The organism is Pseudomonas sp. B6001, assembly GCF_013386015.1.
In the GTDB taxonomy this organism is placed as follows: domain Bacteria; phylum Pseudomonadota; class Gammaproteobacteria; order Pseudomonadales; family Pseudomonadaceae; genus Aquipseudomonas.
Genome location: NZ_JACAOX010000012.1, coordinates 61764 through 77492, shown reverse-complemented (window position 1 = coordinate 77492; position 15729 = coordinate 61764). Strand labels below are relative to the sequence as shown.

Annotated in this window: 13 protein-coding genes; 11 read left to right on the top strand and 2 right to left on the bottom strand. The window is 61.4% G+C overall.

What is annotated here, in order from left to right:
• The coding region (locus HX821_RS14165) for a DUF6531 domain-containing protein (protein ID WP_256344180.1) at positions 1–1846 on the bottom strand (1846 nt) is incomplete at its 3' end.
• Between the two features lie 365 nt (positions 1847–2211).
• Between HX821_RS14165 and HX821_RS14160 the strand changes: the two genes are divergently transcribed.
• The 7 genes from HX821_RS14160 (at position 2212) to HX821_RS14130 (ending at position 9655) form a co-directional block, all read left to right on the top strand.
• On the top strand, positions 2212–3615 hold the full coding sequence (locus HX821_RS14160; RefSeq protein ID WP_032899092.1) for an amidase: 1404 nt from the start codon (positions 2212–2214) through the stop codon (positions 3613–3615).
• 212 nt (positions 3616–3827) lie between these two features.
• Positions 3828–4586 (top strand): DeoR/GlpR family DNA-binding transcription regulator, encoded by a 759-nt coding sequence (locus HX821_RS14155; RefSeq protein WP_008433061.1) that lies wholly within the window; start codon positions 3828–3830, stop codon positions 4584–4586.
• Positions 4564–5844 carry a M20 family metallo-hydrolase gene (locus HX821_RS14150; protein ID WP_177035933.1) on the top strand — a complete coding sequence of 427 codons (1281 nt, stop codon included), beginning with the start codon at positions 4564–4566 and terminating at the stop codon, positions 5842–5844. Before HX821_RS14155 ends, HX821_RS14150 begins: the two co-directional genes overlap by 23 nt.
• Positions 5845–5852: 8 nt before the next feature.
• Positions 5853–6809 carry an aminoglycoside phosphotransferase family protein gene (locus HX821_RS14145; RefSeq protein WP_177021223.1) on the top strand — a complete coding sequence of 319 codons (957 nt, stop codon included), beginning with the start codon at positions 5853–5855 and terminating at the stop codon, positions 6807–6809.
• A complete protein-coding gene (locus tag HX821_RS14140; RefSeq protein ID WP_003218516.1) occupies positions 6806–7741 on the top strand; it encodes a choline kinase family protein in 936 nt (311 codons plus the stop codon). Before HX821_RS14145 ends, HX821_RS14140 begins: the two co-directional genes overlap by 4 nt.
• A 130-nt stretch (positions 7742–7871) precedes the next feature.
• The gene (locus tag HX821_RS14135; protein WP_003218518.1) at positions 7872–8126 is read left to right on the top strand and encodes a hypothetical protein; all 255 of its coding nucleotides are present in this window, start codon (positions 7872–7874) and stop codon (positions 8124–8126) included.
• Positions 8123–9655, top strand: a complete 1533-nt coding sequence (locus HX821_RS14130) for a sodium:solute symporter (protein WP_177035932.1) — start codon at positions 8123–8125, stop codon at positions 9653–9655. Before HX821_RS14135 ends, HX821_RS14130 begins: the two co-directional genes overlap by 4 nt.
• A 134-nt stretch (positions 9656–9789) precedes the next feature.
• On the opposite strand, the gene HX821_RS14125 is transcribed toward HX821_RS14130, so the two are convergent.
• On the bottom strand, positions 9790–11616 hold the full coding sequence (locus HX821_RS14125; RefSeq protein WP_134326816.1) for a sigma-54-dependent Fis family transcriptional regulator: 1827 nt from the start codon (positions 11614–11616) through the stop codon (positions 9790–9792).
• A gap of 237 nt (positions 11617–11853) precedes the next feature.
• On the opposite strand from HX821_RS14125, the gene HX821_RS14120 reads away from it, so the two are divergent.
• Genes HX821_RS14120 through HX821_RS14105 form a run of 4 tightly spaced genes read left to right on the top strand, consistent with a single transcriptional unit; the run spans position 11854 to position 15719 of the window.
• Positions 11854–12948 carry an ABC transporter ATP-binding protein gene (locus HX821_RS14120; RefSeq protein ID WP_003218524.1) on the top strand — a complete coding sequence of 365 codons (1095 nt, stop codon included), beginning with the start codon at positions 11854–11856 and terminating at the stop codon, positions 12946–12948.
• Positions 12948–14045 (top strand): ABC transporter ATP-binding protein, encoded by a 1098-nt coding sequence (locus HX821_RS14115; protein ID WP_102369282.1) that lies wholly within the window; start codon positions 12948–12950, stop codon positions 14043–14045. Before HX821_RS14120 ends, HX821_RS14115 begins: the two co-directional genes overlap by 1 nt.
• Entirely contained in the window at positions 14042–14908 is an 867-nt protein-coding gene (locus tag HX821_RS14110; RefSeq protein ID WP_177035931.1) for a carbohydrate ABC transporter permease, read from the top strand. The genes HX821_RS14115 and HX821_RS14110 overlap by 4 nt, the downstream gene beginning before the upstream one ends.
• A gap of 10 nt (positions 14909–14918) precedes the next feature.
• Complete coding sequence (locus HX821_RS14105) at positions 14919–15719, top strand: carbohydrate ABC transporter permease (protein WP_177035930.1); 801 nt, start codon at positions 14919–14921, stop codon at positions 15717–15719.
• Positions 15720–15729: the final 10 nt, after the last annotated feature.

Genomic DNA, 15729 nt, shown 5'->3' with positions numbered 1-15729 from the left:
ACCGATAACGCTCGCTTTCGCCGACAGCGTTGGTCGCCTCAACCAACCGCCAGGCATCGTCGTACGTGTAGGCAACAACGTTCTGTTCGGTGACCCAGCCCGGCTCCCGCTGCACCTGATAGTCGACGGCAACGATATGGCCGTGCTCATACCGCAGCAGCAATCCCTGACCAACATGGTTATCGATCCGCTGAATCCGTCCCGAGTAGTCGCGGGAAATGCGCAGCCGGTTGTCGTAAGCATCGCTGATCGCCGTCAGCACACCGTCACGGAAGTGGTAGAAAAGCGACGCCTGAGCCAGCACCCATTCATCCGGCAAAGCACCCAGATAAATCGCCGCTTCCGCCAGGCTATTGGTGATCGCCGGCCGTGCAGCAGAGGGCAGGGGAAAGGTGGTGCTGCGGTTTTCGTGATCGGTCCACACCACCGATTCGCCGCTCACCACCAAGCGCTGCGCCAGCGCATGACTCCAGCCAAACCCCAGCCCGCAATCCACTTCCACGGCACTGCTGCGATACAACCGCGTCCAGGCAAATGGCAGCACACCCTCCAACGAGCCATCCGTGAGGGTCAGCAGCTCCTCACCAGTAACCATCGATACCGGGCAGCCATTGGTACAGGTATTCGCCGAACAGACCGAAGCATCCCCATTGGGGTTTTTCGCCGAAGCCGGGGCATCATCCACATGTTCTTGCTTCACCAGCGCCGTGCGCGCTGCTTTAGGCTTTCGGACCAGCGCTGCCGGATTCGAAACCTCGTTTACACCGGCCTTCAACGGCACGGCCGCTGCCTTGATCGACACTGGATCATTTTTAAGCGACACCGGCTTAAGCACACTGGGGTGCCAGTCCAGCCGTGGTGCCTCGCCCAACTTGGCCATCTGCTCGAGTAACACCCGTGCCCGGCCGGACCTGACCTTGCCCAGCACCTGCGGGCCCAAACGCACCGCCACACCCATGCCGCCGGTGGCCAACAGCAACAGCAGGTTGAGCAGTACCTCGGAAGTCATTTCCCCCAGCAGCTCGTTCATGTCCGGCGGCGGAAGCAATTGCGCCCAACTGAACATCGCCGACAGATAGATGAACAACAACGGTTCATCGCTCAGCACCAGAAGACCGTTGGCAATGGCCTCATTGCTGAGCTTCAACAGCTCTTCAAGCTCGCCTTGGGAGAGGTACTGCAGCAACTTTTCGCTATTGGGTTTGATGTCCGCCAGCCAGTCGTACAGGTTTGGAATACCGTCCCAAAGGCTGTACAGCGTGTTCGTAATCCCTCGCACAAACGCGGCGTCCATCAACTTGCGACGGTCGAGGGCGCTGGCGTTTGAGTACTGTTTCCACTGCTCTTCGAAGGTGCTCGTCCATTCACTGCGCAAGCTGCTTTCCAGCGAGCTGATCACCGACTGATAGGAGGCGTAGAGCGCCTTGACGTGATCCTTGGAAACATCGGGGTAGAAGCTGACCTGATACTGCTGGTCGCGCGTGCAGTCGGTGATTTCGAGGATGCCGCTGGGGCCGATGGTTTTATGAATGGGGGGACCGATCAGGCTGCCGTCCTCGGCGATGGCCTGGAGCATGACCGGCGTGTTGCCGATCGGCACAAACCGCTTGCTCTCAAACATATGCACCAGGGTCAGCGCACCATTGGGTTTGCACATTGCAACGGTGGTACTGGGGGCTTTAGAGGAAACAGGCGCGACCAGCGCGACCTCATCCCCAACCTTGAACACCTGCTCGACTTCCAGCGACGAAAAGCTCCAGAAGCTCTCAGCCCAATCGTCAAACGAGTTAAGGCACTCCCTGAAATTACGAAAGACCGCTTCAACGTCCTTCGTCTCCACATCCATGGGAGCCAGGGCCAACCTGCCTATGGCGGGATTCAAGAGGCAGCCCCATCGGGCAGGGCATTAATCGAAAAAAACATCGGCGTTCCCTCGCGCTGTGTGATCAGGCGAGGGACTTTGCAGAGGTTTGTAAGAGAAAGAAGTCAGAGCTATCCACTGCTACTGATAGGACGTTTCGCCAAATCCCCGGCTAAACCGACCCGTTTTCGTAAGCCAAATCTCCGACAAAAATAAATCCCACAAAACCCACATACGCAACAAATCCAACTTGACAGCTTCCATTCCCTTGGCGTCTATTGACGTACCCGCTGGATCATTTCGCAGATGTCCCAGGATGCTCAATGAAGACTGATATCTCACTGACCCACATGCCCAGCGTCCTGCACGCAGCCGAAAGCATCCGCCAAGGCACACTGACCCCTGTGCAACTGGTCGAGCAAAGCCTCGAAGCCATCAAAACCCACAATCCCACACTGAATGCCTTCGGCGACGTCTACACCGAATCCGCGCGGGAGCAGGCTGAAATCCTGACCGCAGAAGCGCAGGCCAACCAATTTCGTGGCCCGCTCCACGGCATCCCCTTCGGCATCAAAGACCTGTTCTCCACCGCCAATCTGCGCACCACCCGCGGTTCGCTGACCGGCCTGGACAACGTCCCCACCCAGGACGCCCCGATCATCCGCCGCCTCAAGGAGGCCGGCGCGATCATCCTCGGCAAGACCGCCACCACCGAATTCGGCTGGACCGGCGCCAGCACCTCCCGGGTATTCGGCAATGGCCGCAACCCCTGGAACCCCCAGCTCACCAGCGGAGGATCCAGTTCCGGCTCGGCCATTGCGGTGGCAGCACGCATGGTCCCGGCCACGCTGGGTTCCGACGGCGGCGGTTCGGTGCGCATTCCCGGCGCCTTTTGCGGTGCATTCGCTCTTAAAGGCTCTCTTGGGCGCATCCCCACCTGGCCCTGGTCCGCCACTGAAATGCTCAGCCACGCCGGCCCGATCACCCGCACCGTGCGCGACAGCGCGTTACTCTTCGATATCCTCTCCGGGCCCGATCCGCTGGATCACCAGGCCTTGCCCGCGCCCACCGAGTCCTACCTGGCGCGCTGCGACCAACCGCTGGGCCCTGTGCGTGTGGCGTATTGCCCGACCTTGTTCGATACGCCGGTGGACCCGGTCATCGCCGCCACCGTCGAAGCGGCGGTGCATTACCTTGCGGATGAGCTGCCGGTCACCGTCACCACCCTGAACCTGGACTGGCAAGACCCGCTGGCCACCTTCGAAACCCTGTGGGTCGGCGGGCGCGGGATCGCCTATGGCAAATCCCTGGCCGATCGCCTCGACCAACTGGACCCGGGTTTCGCTGCGCTGATCAAGCGCTCCGCCGATTACGATCTGGCGGCCTACCTCAAGGCTGTGCAGCAACGTGCACTGTTCGCCAATCAGGTACACGCGCTGTTTAATGACTACGACGTACTGCTGATGCCGACGATGCCGATCCTGCCGTTCGCCGCCGACCGGGTTGCCCCCGAGGGCTGGCCGGGCGAGGAGGGCGCGGTGCCCTGGGCCCGCTGGACGCCGTTTACCTATCCGTTCAATATCACCGGCAACCCCGCTGCCAGCCTGCCCTGCGGCTTCAGCCCGAGCGGTTTGCCGATTGGCCTGCAGGTGATCGGCCCACGTTTTGCCGACGCCCAGGTGCTGCAATTCTGCGCGGCCGTCGAAGCCATCGCCCCCTGGGATCAGCACCTCCCCCCGATGCTGATGCCCTGATTGATTGAACCCGGAGTGGGCTCAAAAGAAGCCCGCCCGTGATAAACGCTTTGTGTTGTCCTGCCCTTTCACACCCTGATGAGTGAGAGGTACCCGTGACCCTGTCCATGGCTGTATTACGTTCTATGCTCCCCGCTGGACCGGCTCGCGCCGCGTTTCGCCGTGGGGCGCGCAATACCGGCCGCCTGAACCTGCCCTGGAATACCTCTTTTATGCTCAACCAGCCACGTCTCGACGAAATCATGCTCCTGCTCACCCAACACCAGCGCGTCAAGGCGTCGGACCTGGCGCAGGCGCTGTTCGTCTCCGAAGAAACCATCCGCCGCGACTTCAAGTACCTGGAAGAAGCCGGCAAGCTGCGGCGCATCCACGGCGGCGCGATCCTGCCGCGGCTCAACGAAGAACAGCCGCTGCAAGTGCGTAGCCGCATCAAGCCCCAGGCCAAGACGCGTATCGCGGTGTGTGCAGCGAAGCTGGTGAGCGAAGGCATGGTGCTGTTCCTCGACACCGGCACCTCGACCCTGGCCCTGGCCCAGCAACTGACCGCGTTCAGCCAGTTGCGCATCATCACCAACTCCCTGGACATCGCCCGCCTGATCACCGAGCAAAGCGCCAACCAGGTGCTGGTGGTGCCCGGCGATGTGCGCCGCAACGACAACGCGCTGATTGGCGCCCACACCCTGGAATTCGTCCGACAGTTCCACTACGACATTGCCTTCATGGGCATCGGCGCTGTCGACCTGGAGCTGGGGTTCATGGACTACCAGGAGCCCGAGGCGCTGCTGCGCCGGGAACTGACCAAACACAGCCTGCGCAGCGTGATCCTGGCCGATGACGCCAAGTTCGGCCACCGCACCTTTATCAATACGCTGCCGTTCAGCGCCATCACGACCCTGGTCACCAATCGTGCGCCGTCCAACGACTTTGCGACCCGCCTGGAGCAAGCCCATGTCGATATCCTTTACCCCTGAGTTGCTGGTGCCCAGTGAACAGGACCTTGAAACCTTCGAGGCGCTGTTCCGCGACACTTCGGCCATCGGTGCAACCAAGGCCGGTGGGCTGCATCGCCTCGCCGCCTCGGCTGAAGACGGCGCCGTGCGCGACCTGTTCGCGGCCTGGCTGACTGAACGCGGTTTTGACGTGCGTGTGGATGCAGTGGGTAACATGTTCGGTTTGATCACCTTTAATCCAGAAGCGCCCTACGTGCTGTGTGGCTCGCATCTCGACAGCCAGCCGAGTGCCGGGCGTTTCGATGGGGTCTATGGCGTGCTGGCCGGCGCAGTCGCGGTGGCCAGCCTGGCTCGCCAACTGCGCGAGCGCGGCGAAGTACCGGCGTGCAACCTGGCGGTGGTGAACTGGACCAACGAGGAGGGCGCGCGTTTCCAGCCCAGCCTGATCGGCAGCAGCGTGTTCACCGGTGACCTGGCCCTGCAGGACGCCTGGGCCTGCCGCGATGGCGATGGCATCAGCCTCAAGCATGCGCTGCAGCAGATTGGTTATCTGGGGGAGGGCCGCGTCGAGCTGGACGTCGCCGGTTATGTGGAAATCCACGTCGAACAAGGTGATGGCCTTGAGCGCGACGGGCTGGCCATCGGTGTGGTGCGCGACACCTGGGCCGCCCTCAAGCAACGGATTCGGTTCATCGGTGAACAGAACCACACCGGTCCTACACCCATGGCTGCACGCAAGGATGCCTTGCTGGCCGCCGCCCACGCGATCACTGCGGTGCGGGCCGAGGCCGACCTGCACGGCGTGCAACTGCACAGCTCGGTGGGGCGCCTGGAGATCTATCCCAATTCCCCCAACGTGGTGCCTTCCAGCGTGACGTTGCATGTCGAGTACCGCTCGCCCGACACCGAATTACTGGCCGCAGCCGGTGCGCGCCTGGACGCCAGCCTCAAGGCCACCGCCAGCGCCACGTCGACTGACTACAGCATCGAAAGCCGCGCCCTGCGTGAGCCGAGCCACCTGCATCACGGTTTTGCCGAGCTGGCCTACGGCGTCGGCCAGCAACTGCGCTTGCCCATCGGCAACAGCGTCACCGTGTCAGGCCACGACGCCATCAGCCTGAGCCGGCATTACCCGGTGTGCCTGCTGTTTATCCCGAGCAGCAATGGCGTGTCCCACAACGAAGCGGAATTCACCAGCGAGCAGGACATGCGCAACGGCCTGCACATGCTGACCGCGTTGCTGCACCGCGCCTGTTCCACCCCCAACGCCTACCGCTGAGGTCTGCCATGTCGAGTCGTTTGCAAGCAAAGTCACGGCTGCTGGGCGCCCTGGAGGCCGCCGGCTTGTCCGCCCATGTGGTGGTCGAAGAGGGCACCGCCGGGATTGCCTCGCCGGTACGCCTGGCCACCGAGTGGGCCGGTTTTACCGTCAGCGCACCGTGGGGCCAGTGTTACGCCAAAGTCTTGCATGACGACATGCGCGCGCTGATCGACATTGAACGCACTGCCCGCGCCACCCAACTGGCAGCTGATTGCGACGTGACGCCGGGTGTGCGCCTGGTGGATGCCACGGCCGGCGTGTTGCTGCTGGATGCGTTGCCCACCAGCGAGTGGCGTTGGGCCCGCCTCGACGAATTGATGCAGCCCCAGCGCCTGCAAGCGCTCTGGACCCTGAAGAAACAACTGCACCAAGGCACCTCGCCGGGCTTCGCCCGCTCGCCGCTGCAAGACATCCAGCACCTGCGCGAATTATGCGTGCGCTACAGCGTGGCCTTGCCCATCGACCACGCCTGGATCAGCACCTGCATTGACCTGGCCTGGACCTCGCTGCAACTGAACGCCAGCGACTCGGTGCCGCTGCACGGCGACGGCGTGGCGAGCAACGTGATGATCGGCCCGGACGGCGCCTTGCAACTGATCGACTTCGATTACGCCGGCAGTGGTGATCCCTGGTACGACGTGGCCATCAGCCTTAACGAGTTGTACGTCTTCGAAAACGACTGGCGCGAAGGCATCCATGCCTGGGCCGGCGAGTGCCGTGAAAGCGACTATGCGCGCTGCCGCTTGTACGCCTTGATCAACGATTGGTACTGGACGCTCTGGGGCCTGTGGGTCGGCGCTACCTCGGCGCGGCCGCTGGAGTTTTCCAAGGTCGGGCAGTGGACGCTGTTGCGCTGCCGCCAAAGTCTGCAAGACCCGCGGTTTGAAGGTTGGCTACGTCAGGTACAGGAGGGGCAGGCATGAAAGCGTTAGGTGAGGCGTGTACGCCACAAGAGTGTCAGCTGGAAGCGGCGGTGCGCGGGGTTGCCAGTTGGGGCGGCACCGGCATTCGTTATGAACCGGTCAGCGGCGGGATTTCCAACACCAACTGGCGGGTGGAAGTGGCCGGGATCGACACTGCGTATTTCTTCAAGGTACCGGGCGTGGGCACCGAGATGTTCATCGACCGCCGCACGGCCCACGACGCCAGCCTCAAGGCGGCGCAAACCGGCTATGGCGCGCCGGTGTTCGCATTCCTTGAAGAGTTCGGCGTGGAAGTCTTCGAGTTCATGGAGGGCTGGCGCGCCTCCTCCAACCACGACTTCCTCGACCGCGACGTGCGCCACAACGCGCTGCACGCCCTCAAGGCGTTCAACGACCAGCCGCCACTGGTGCAGACCAAGACCGTGTTCGACATGATTGCCGAGCACCAGCGGCAGGTGGAGCAACTCAACGGCTGCAAGCCCGCCGACGACGCCTGGCTGCGCCGCCAATGCGACCGCGCCCGGGGCGTGCTGCAAGCTTCCGGCATCGACCTGGCTCCCTGCATGAATGACACCCTGGCGGGTAATTTCATGCTCAACGACCGTCGGCAAATTCGTCTGGTGGACTTCGAATACGCCTCCAACAACGACCGGCATTACGAACTGGCGCTGTGGTTCGGCGAGATGTTTTTCACTGATGAAATGGAACTGGCCCTGATCGAGGATTACTTCGGCCAGGTCACCCCGCAGAACCTCGCGCGCATCAAGTTGCACAAGGCCCTGGCGGACATCAAATGGTCGACCTGGGCGATGGTGCAGCACGCGGTGTCGCAGCTGGATTTCGACTTCTATAAATACGGCACCTGGAAGCACATGCGTGCCCGCAGCATCATCAACGATTCGCAATGGGAAACCTGGCTAAGACAGGCTTGAGCCTGCGCCAGACAACAATAATGCATTGAATGAAGTCACTTGGGCGCTGATTGGTGCCTGCGTTTTCACTGCTTGATTTTTGTTTGATCACACAAAAAAACGATCCACAAATTCAAGGAGCACCCGACTCATGAAATCTGATAGCGCACCACCCGGACGCCTGAAAAGCCAACTCTTTGGCGTGTACTTTTTCCTGTTGCTGATGCTCGCCTTATTCCCGCCGTTCTATTTGAGCGTGAGCGGCAGTACCGCGTTGGTACTGGGCATACCGTTGCCGATCTTCTACTGGATCGCCATTGCAGTCCTCGCAGGCCTGGGCCTGTGGGCGTTGTACGTCGCCGAATTGAAGGCCGGCGAAATACCCGAAGAGGGGGATGCGCAATGATCAGCACCGCCAGCGATGCCAACCTCTTTATCACCTTCGGCGTCATCGGCCTGTTCCTGGCCGGGATGATCGCCGTGCTGTACGCCACCAACCGCGAGAGCACGAGTTTTTCCGATTACGCCGTAGGCGGGCGCTCCTATGGGCCGTGGTACATCGCCATGTGTTACACCAACTCGTGGTGGCCGGGCTCGACCTTTACCGCGTTTTTCGCCCTGACCATCGGCGGCGCCCTGGGCTTCTACGGCATGGTCTACGCCACCCTTGGCGTGACGGCAATGTACCTGATGGCCCGCCGCGCGTGGACCTGGGGCCAGCGTTTCAACCTGCGCACCCAGCCGGACTTGCTCGGCATGCGCTTCAACAGCCCGGTGGTCAAGCGCGTGGCCTCGATCATCGGCATCATCTCGGTATTCCCGTGGGTGGTGATGGGCATCCAGGCGTTGGCGATGTTGTTCCAGTTCGCCAGCTTCGGCCGCTGGGGCGTCACCACCTGCCTGGTCGCCGGCGTGGTGGTGGTGCTGGTGCGCCAGTACTGGACCGTGAGCATGGGCATGCGCGGGCTGATCATGACCGACATGTTCCAGGGTCTGATCGCCTATGTCGTGTGTGCGGCGCTGTGTGTGTTCCTGCTGTTCGGCGACCAGGCGTCGTTCTCCAACCTGGCGCACCTGCCGGCGAAAATGTTGCTGATTCCCGGCGCCAGCGGCACCGGTTACGGCCCGCTGTACATGTTCAGCCTGATCTTCACCGGCGTGATCGGCTCGATGTGCTGGCCCATGAGCTTCCAGCGCATCTACACCGCCAGCGGCGTCAAGGCGGTGAAGAAAGGCACGCTGTACACGATCCTGTTGGTGGGTGGTTTCTACGGGATTCTGATGCTGTTTGCCGCGGCCATCAGCCAGGACCCGAACGTCATCGCGCACCCGCAACAAGGCTGGTTCCTCTCGCTGTTCGACATCGGCGGGCCGTGGATGCTGGCGCTGGCTATCGTCATCGTACTGGCGGCGAGCATCGGCCACGTCGACGGCTGCGTGCAGGTCTGCGGCACCCAGTTCGCCAACGACCTTGCCACCTGGAACACCCCGCGTACCGACCGGCAACTGACGCTGCTGGCCAAGTCCGGGATGGTGGTGTTTATCGTTGCCGCCTCGGTGCTGGCATACCTGACCTTTGATTACGCGCGACTGCAATTGCTGGCGCAGATTTCCTACCAGGGGATTATCCAGTTGGCGGTGCCGCTGTTCTTCGGCATTTTCAGCCGCCGCGGCAACAAGGAAGGCGCGATTGCCGGGATGCTGGCGGGGATCGTGGTGGCGATTGTGCTGACGACGATGTATCCGGACGACATTCCCGGGCTGGGGTCGTTGACCAGCGGGATTGTGGGGCTGGTGGTCAATGCGGGGATTTTTGTGGCGTGTGCATTGGTGATCAAGCCGAGTGAGGAGGAGAGTGCGCGGGTGGAGCAGTTGTTTGAAATGGCGGCGCCAGGGCGCAAAGTGCCAATGGGGGCAAGGCCGGTCCTGAACTGAACCCACTTCTCAAACCCAATGTAGTTCCAATGTGGGAGCGGGCTTGCTCGCGAATGCAGACTGTCAGTTAAAGCATCAGCGACTGATATACCGCATTCGCGAGCAAGCCCGCTCCCACATTTTTGATTGTGTTTCTACACAGCATTCCCGTTTTGTCGCAGGCGTTTGTAGAGGGTATTGCGGCTGACGCCAAGCTCTCTGGCCAGGTGAGAGATATTCCCGCCCACCGCCTTCAGTCGCTCATTCAGGTCCAGACTGTCATCCACTGCATCACACACCGGCACCACCCCATTCAAATCCACAAAAAAATCATCCGGCAAATGTTCCGCCCGAATCGGCTGCTCTTCCGCCATGGCCAGTGCCACCTGCAACACGCTGCTCACCTGGCGCAGGTTCCCCGGCCACGGATGCTGTTCAAACAAGGCCAGCACCTCGTTAGTCAACCCGGCCCACTGCGTCGGCTCGCGATGCTGTTGCCACAGCTGCTTGAACAACGCCTGTTTATCCGTGCGCTCCCGTAGCGGCGGCAGCTCCAGGGTCAGGCCACCGATGCGGTAATACAGGTCTTCGCGAAAACGCCCGAGCTGTACCTGTTCGCGCAGCGAGCGGTTGGTGGCGGAGATGATCCGCAAATCCACCGGGTACAACTCGCTGCTGCCTACAGGCTGCACACAGCGTTCCTGCAATACCCGCAACAGCCGGGCCTGGGTCGGCAGGGGCATGTCGCCGATCTCGTCGAGGAACAGCGTGCCTTTGTCTGCCTTGCGGATCAGCCCGATGCTGCCTTTCTGGTTGGCGCCGGTGAACGCGCCTTTTTCATAGCCGAACAGTTCCGACTCCACCAGCTCGGCGGGGATCGCTGCGCAGTTGACCGCGATAAACGCTTGTTGGCTGCGGGAACTGGCCTGGTGCAGGGCTTTGACGAACACTTCCTTGCCGACACCGGTTTCACCGTGGATCAGCAACGGAATATCCTTTTCCAGCAGGCGCTCGGCCTGACGCACGGCCTTTTCCACGCGGGCATCGCCGAAGTGCAGGGTCTTGAGACTGATGGCCGTGGGGCCGGGTTCGCGGGGCTTTTTCGTTTCCACGAACACGCGAGCCTGCACTGGCGCCTGTTTCGGCCGTTTCAGCAGGCACTGGAAACGGTTGCGCCCGGCGGCTTGCAGCGAGAAGGGCAGGCCTTCGGGCTGGTTGAGCAGTTCCAGCAGCGAGACCTTGAACAGGCTGTCGATCAGCACCCGCGACAGGCTGATGCCGAGCAGGTTGTCCGCCCGGCGGTTGGCTGACAGTACCTGACCGCTTTCATCAAAAATCAGCAGTCCGGCCCACTGGCTATCGAGGTTGTTCAGCCCGGTGTTGAACGTCAGCTGGAAATGCTCACCGCGAAACAGGTTGAGGATCAGCCGGTTCTCGACGGTCTGGCTCATCATCTTGACCATGCCGAGGGTGTGGGAGGGCGGCAGGTAGCTGTCGCTGGACACATCCAGCACCGCGATGATTTCCCGCTGCGCATCGAAGATCGGCGCTGCCGAGCCGGTCATGAAACGGTTGGCCTTGAGGAAGTGTTCGTCATGTTCGATATGCACTGCCTGGGCACAGGCCAGGGCGGTGCCGATGGCGTTGGTGCCGCTGGAGCGCTCCATCCAGCTGGCGCCGGCGCTGAAACCACGGGCCAGCTTGGGGTCGATAAAGCGTTGGGTGCCCCACGAAGTCAGCACCTGGCCCTGGTTGTCGGCAAGCATGATCAGGCAGTTGGAGTTGCTGAGGATGTTTTCGTAGTAGGGCAGCACTTCCTGGTGGGTGGTCTGCACAAGGGAATGCTGGCTTTCCAGCAACTGGCTGACGCCGTCTGCGGGCAATTGGTCGAAGCTCGGTGTGCTCTGGTGATCCAGGCCATAGGCCCGGCAGCGGCGCCAGGAGTCCTGGATGATGGCATCGTGCGCCAGCGGTGTGCTCATGGCGGTGACCCTTGCTTTATTGTTGTTCTGGGGTGCGGAAGGCCCGTTCAGTGTTGTTCAGAACTGTTCATTGTCAACCCGCCGATTGTTCAGTTGTTCAGCCTGACCTGTTCATTTCTGTTCAGAGGCGAATCGCTGTTTTGCCTAACTCGTTGACCGGCCTGAGGTTTGGGTTGTTGGCACGGAACTCGCTCTGTGCTCCTGCCAGAACCATTCCAATAATAAAAAGGTCGTGTCATGTCATTGACCCTGGAGCACGTCACTCGCGTTGTCGAAGGCCAAACCTGGATCGACGACGCCAACCTGCGTTTCGAAGCCGGTTCCTTCAATGTATTGCTGGGCCGCACGCTCTCCGGCAAGACCAGCCTGATGCGCCTGATGGCCGGCCTGGACAAGCCTGACAGCGGGCGCATCCTGATGAATGGCGTGGACGTCACCCAGAAGCCGGTGCGCCTGCGCAATGTGTCGATGGTCTATCAGCAGTTCATCAACTACCCGACCATGACCGTGTTCGAGAACATCGCCTCGCCGCTGCGCCAGGCCGGAGTCTCTGCCGAGCAGATCCAGAGCAAAGTCCTCGAAACCGCGAAAATGCTGCGTATCGAGAAATTCCTCCAGCGTCACCCCCTGGAACTCTCCGGCGGCCAGCAGCAACGCACCGCCATGGCCCGGGCGCTGGTCAAGGATGCCGAGCTGATTCTGTTCGATGAACCCCTGGTGAACCTGGACTACAAACTGCGCGAAGAACTGCGCCAGGAAATGCGCGAGCTGTTCAAGGCACGCCATACCATCGCGATCTACGCCACCACCGAACCCAACGAAGCCCTGGCCCTGGGCGGCACCACCACGATTCTGCATGAGGGCCGGGTGATCCAGAGCGGCAAGGCGGCCGAGGTCTATCACCAGCCGCAAACCGTGCTGGCGGCCGAGCTGTTTTCCGAGCCGCCGATCAACCTGATGCCCGGGCGCATCAGTGGCAATGAAGTGAGCTTCGCCAACTTCGTGCACTTTCCGCTGAACGTTGACCTGCGGCCCATCGGCGAAGGCGAGTTTCGCTTTGGCGTGCGCCCCAGCCATATCAGCCTGGTGCCGAGCAACGACGATGACCTGGAATTGGCCGTGACCGTGGAGGTCGCCGAGATCAGTGGCTCGGAAACCTTCCTGCACGTACGCAGCGAACACTTCCTGCTGGTGCTGCACTTGCCCGGGGTGCATGAGTACGACGTCGACGCGCCGATCCGCATCTATATCCCCACCCACAAACTGTTTGTGTTCGATGGCCAGGGACGGCTGGTCCAGGCCCCCGGCCGACGTGTCGCGAGGGTTGCCTGATGGCCGAGATCCATTTGCAGAACCTGGCCCACAGCTACAGCTCAAAGCCAAACGGCCCCGAGGACTACGCGATTCGCGAGATGAACCACGTCTGGGAGCAGGGCGGCGCCTACGCGTTGCTGGGGCCGTCGGGCTGCGGCAAGTCGACCTTGCTCAACATCATCTCCGGCCTGCTCAGCCCATCCGAAGGCCAGGTGCTGTTCGACGCCAAGGTGGTCAACGAGCTGACCCCGGAAAAGCGCAACATCGCCCAGGTGTTCCAGTTCCCGGTGGTGTACGACACCATGACCGTGTTCGATAACCTGGCTTTTCCCCTGCGAAACCAGGGCATGGCCGAGGCGAAGATTCACAGCAAGGTGCAGGAAATTGCCGAGGTGCTCGACCTGCAAAACCTGCTGGACAAAAAGGCCCGCAACCTCACTGCCGATGAAAAGCAGAAAGTCTCCATGGGCCGCGGCCTGGTGCGGGATGACGTGTCGGCGATCCTGTTCGACGAACCGCTGACGGTGATCGACCCGCACCTGAAATGGAAGCTGCGGCGCAAGCTCAAGCAGATCCACGAGCAGTTCAACATCACCATGGTCTACGTGACCCACGACCAACTGGAAGCCTCGACCTTCGCCGACAAGATCGCGGTGATGTATGGCGGGCAGATCGTGCAGTTCGGCACGCCCCGGGAGTTGTTCGAGCGGCCCAGCCACACCTTTGTCGGCTATTTCATCGGCAGCCCTGGGATGAATCTGATTGAGGTGCAGGCAGAGGCGGGCGGTGTGCGCTTTGCCGGGACACATCTGGCGTTGCCCGAGGCGTTGCAGCAGCGCATTGGCGAAACGCCTTACAAAAGGCTGCAGGTCGGCATCCGCCCGGAATTTATCCATGTGTGGGATGAGCACAATCCCGACGCGCTACAGGCGCAAGTCACCCATGTGGAAGACCTCGGCACCTACAAGATCATGACCCTCAACCTCGATGGCGCACCGTTGAAAGTGCGCCTGGCCGAAGACAAACCGGTGCCCGAGGGCCAGGCGTCCATCAGCTTTCCGGGGCAGTGGCTGATGGTGTATGCCGATGACTACTTGCTGGAGGTGCAGCCATGAACAAGGTGCAGAACAACAAGGCCTGGTGGCTGGTATTGCCGGTGTTCCTGCTGGTGGCCTTCAGCGCGGTGATCCCGATGATGACCGTGGTCAACTACTCGGTGCAGGACATCTTCGACCAATCCAGCCGTTACTTCGTCGGCGCCGACTGGTACAAACAGGTGCTGCTGGACCCGCGCCTGCATGACTCGCTGCTGCGTCAGTTCATCTACTCGGCGTGTGTGCTGTTGATCGAGATGCCGCTGGGCATCGCGATTGCCCTGACGATGCCCACCAAGGGCCGATGGTCGTCGCTGGTGTTGATCGTAATGGCGATTCCGCTGCTGATTCCGTGGAACGTGGTCGGCACCATCTGGCAGATCTTTGGCCGTGCCGACATTGGCCTGATGGGTTCCACGCTCAATGCGATGGGCATCAGCTACAACTACGCCGCCAACACCATGGACGCCTGGGTCACGGTGCTGGTGATGGACGTGTGGCACTGGACGTCCCTGGTGGCGCTGCTGTGTTTCTCGGGGCTGCGGGCGATCCCGGATGTGTACTACCAGGCGGCGCGGATTGATCGGGCGTCCAGCTGGGCGGTGTTCCGACATATCCAGCTGCCAAAACTGAAAAGCGTGCTGTTGATCGCGGTGATGCTGCGCTTCATGGACAGTTTCATGATCTACACCGAACCGTTTGTGCTGACGGGCGGCGGGCCAGGGAACGCCACCACCTTCCTCAGCCAGACGCTTACCCAAATGGCCGTAGGCCAATTCGACCTGGGCCCGGCGGCGGCGTTTTCGCTGGTGTACTTCCTGATCATCCTGTTGGTGTCCTGGCTGTTCTACACCGCCATGACCCACTCCGACGCCAACCGCTGAGGCCGCCAACATGAGCAAGCGCAAGCTGATCCCGCTGCTGGTCTACATCCTGTTCCTGCTGGTGCCGATCTACTGGCTGCTGAACATGTCCTTCAAGAGCAACACTGAAATCCTCGGCGGCCTGACCCTGTTTCCGCAGGACATCACCTTCGCCAACTACAAGGTGATCTTCACCGACCCGAGCTGGTACACCGGCTACCTCAACTCGCTGTACTACGTCAGCCTCAACACCGTGATTTCCCTGAGCGTGGCGCTGCCGGCGGCCTACGCGTTCTCGCGCTACCGCTTCCTCGGCGACAAGCACTTGTTCTTCTGGTTGCTGACCAACCGCATGGCGCCGCCGGCAGTGTTTTTGCTGCCCTTCTTCCAGCTGTATTCGTCCATTGGCTTGTTCGATACGCATATCGCGGTGGCCTTGGCCCATTGCCTGTTCAACGTGCCGCTGGCGGTGTGGATTCTCGAAGGTTTCATGTCGGGCGTGCCCAAGGAAATCGACGAAACGGCCTACATCGACGGGTACAGTTTTCCCAAGTTTTTCGTGAAGATCTTCATCCCGCTGATTGGCTCGGGGATCGGCGTCACGGCGTTTTTCTGCTTCATGTTTTCCTGGGTCGAGCTCCTGCTGGCACGCACGCTGACGTCGGTGAACGCCAAACCCATCGCCGCAGTGATGACCCGTACGGTTTCGGCCTCCGGCATCGACTGGGGCGTGCTGGCGGCGGCGGGGGTGTTGACCATTTTGCCGGGCATGCTGGTGATCTGGTTTGTTCGCAACCATGTGGCCAAGGGCTTTGCCCTGGGCCGGGTCTGAGGAGTCGATG

Bases quoted from the DNA above. Each gene is read 5' to 3' on its own strand.
- HX821_RS14160 (WP_032899092.1), top strand. From the start codon at position 2,212: ATGCCCAGCGTCCTGCACGCAGCCGAAAGCATCCGCCAAGGCACACTG.
- HX821_RS14155 (WP_008433061.1), top strand. From the start codon at position 3,828: ATGCTCAACCAGCCACGTCTCGACGAAATCATGCTCCTGCTCACCCAA.
- HX821_RS14150 (WP_177035933.1), top strand. From the start codon at position 4,564: ATGTCGATATCCTTTACCCCTGAGTTGCTGGTGCCCAGTGAACAGGAC.
- HX821_RS14145 (WP_177021223.1), top strand. From the start codon at position 5,853: ATGTCGAGTCGTTTGCAAGCAAAGTCACGGCTGCTGGGCGCCCTGGAG.
- HX821_RS14140 (WP_003218516.1), top strand. From the start codon at position 6,806: ATGAAAGCGTTAGGTGAGGCGTGTACGCCACAAGAGTGTCAGCTGGAA.
- HX821_RS14135 (WP_003218518.1), top strand. From the start codon at position 7,872: ATGAAATCTGATAGCGCACCACCCGGACGCCTGAAAAGCCAACTCTTT.
- HX821_RS14130 (WP_177035932.1), top strand. From the start codon at position 8,123: ATGATCAGCACCGCCAGCGATGCCAACCTCTTTATCACCTTCGGCGTC.
- HX821_RS14125 (WP_134326816.1), bottom strand. From the start codon at position 11,616: ATGAGCACACCGCTGGCGCACGATGCCATCATCCAGGACTCCTGGCGC.
- HX821_RS14120 (WP_003218524.1), top strand. From the start codon at position 11,854: ATGTCATTGACCCTGGAGCACGTCACTCGCGTTGTCGAAGGCCAAACC.
- HX821_RS14115 (WP_102369282.1), top strand. From the start codon at position 12,948: ATGGCCGAGATCCATTTGCAGAACCTGGCCCACAGCTACAGCTCAAAG.
- HX821_RS14110 (WP_177035931.1), top strand. From the start codon at position 14,042: ATGAACAAGGTGCAGAACAACAAGGCCTGGTGGCTGGTATTGCCGGTG.
- HX821_RS14105 (WP_177035930.1), top strand. From the start codon at position 14,919: ATGAGCAAGCGCAAGCTGATCCCGCTGCTGGTCTACATCCTGTTCCTG.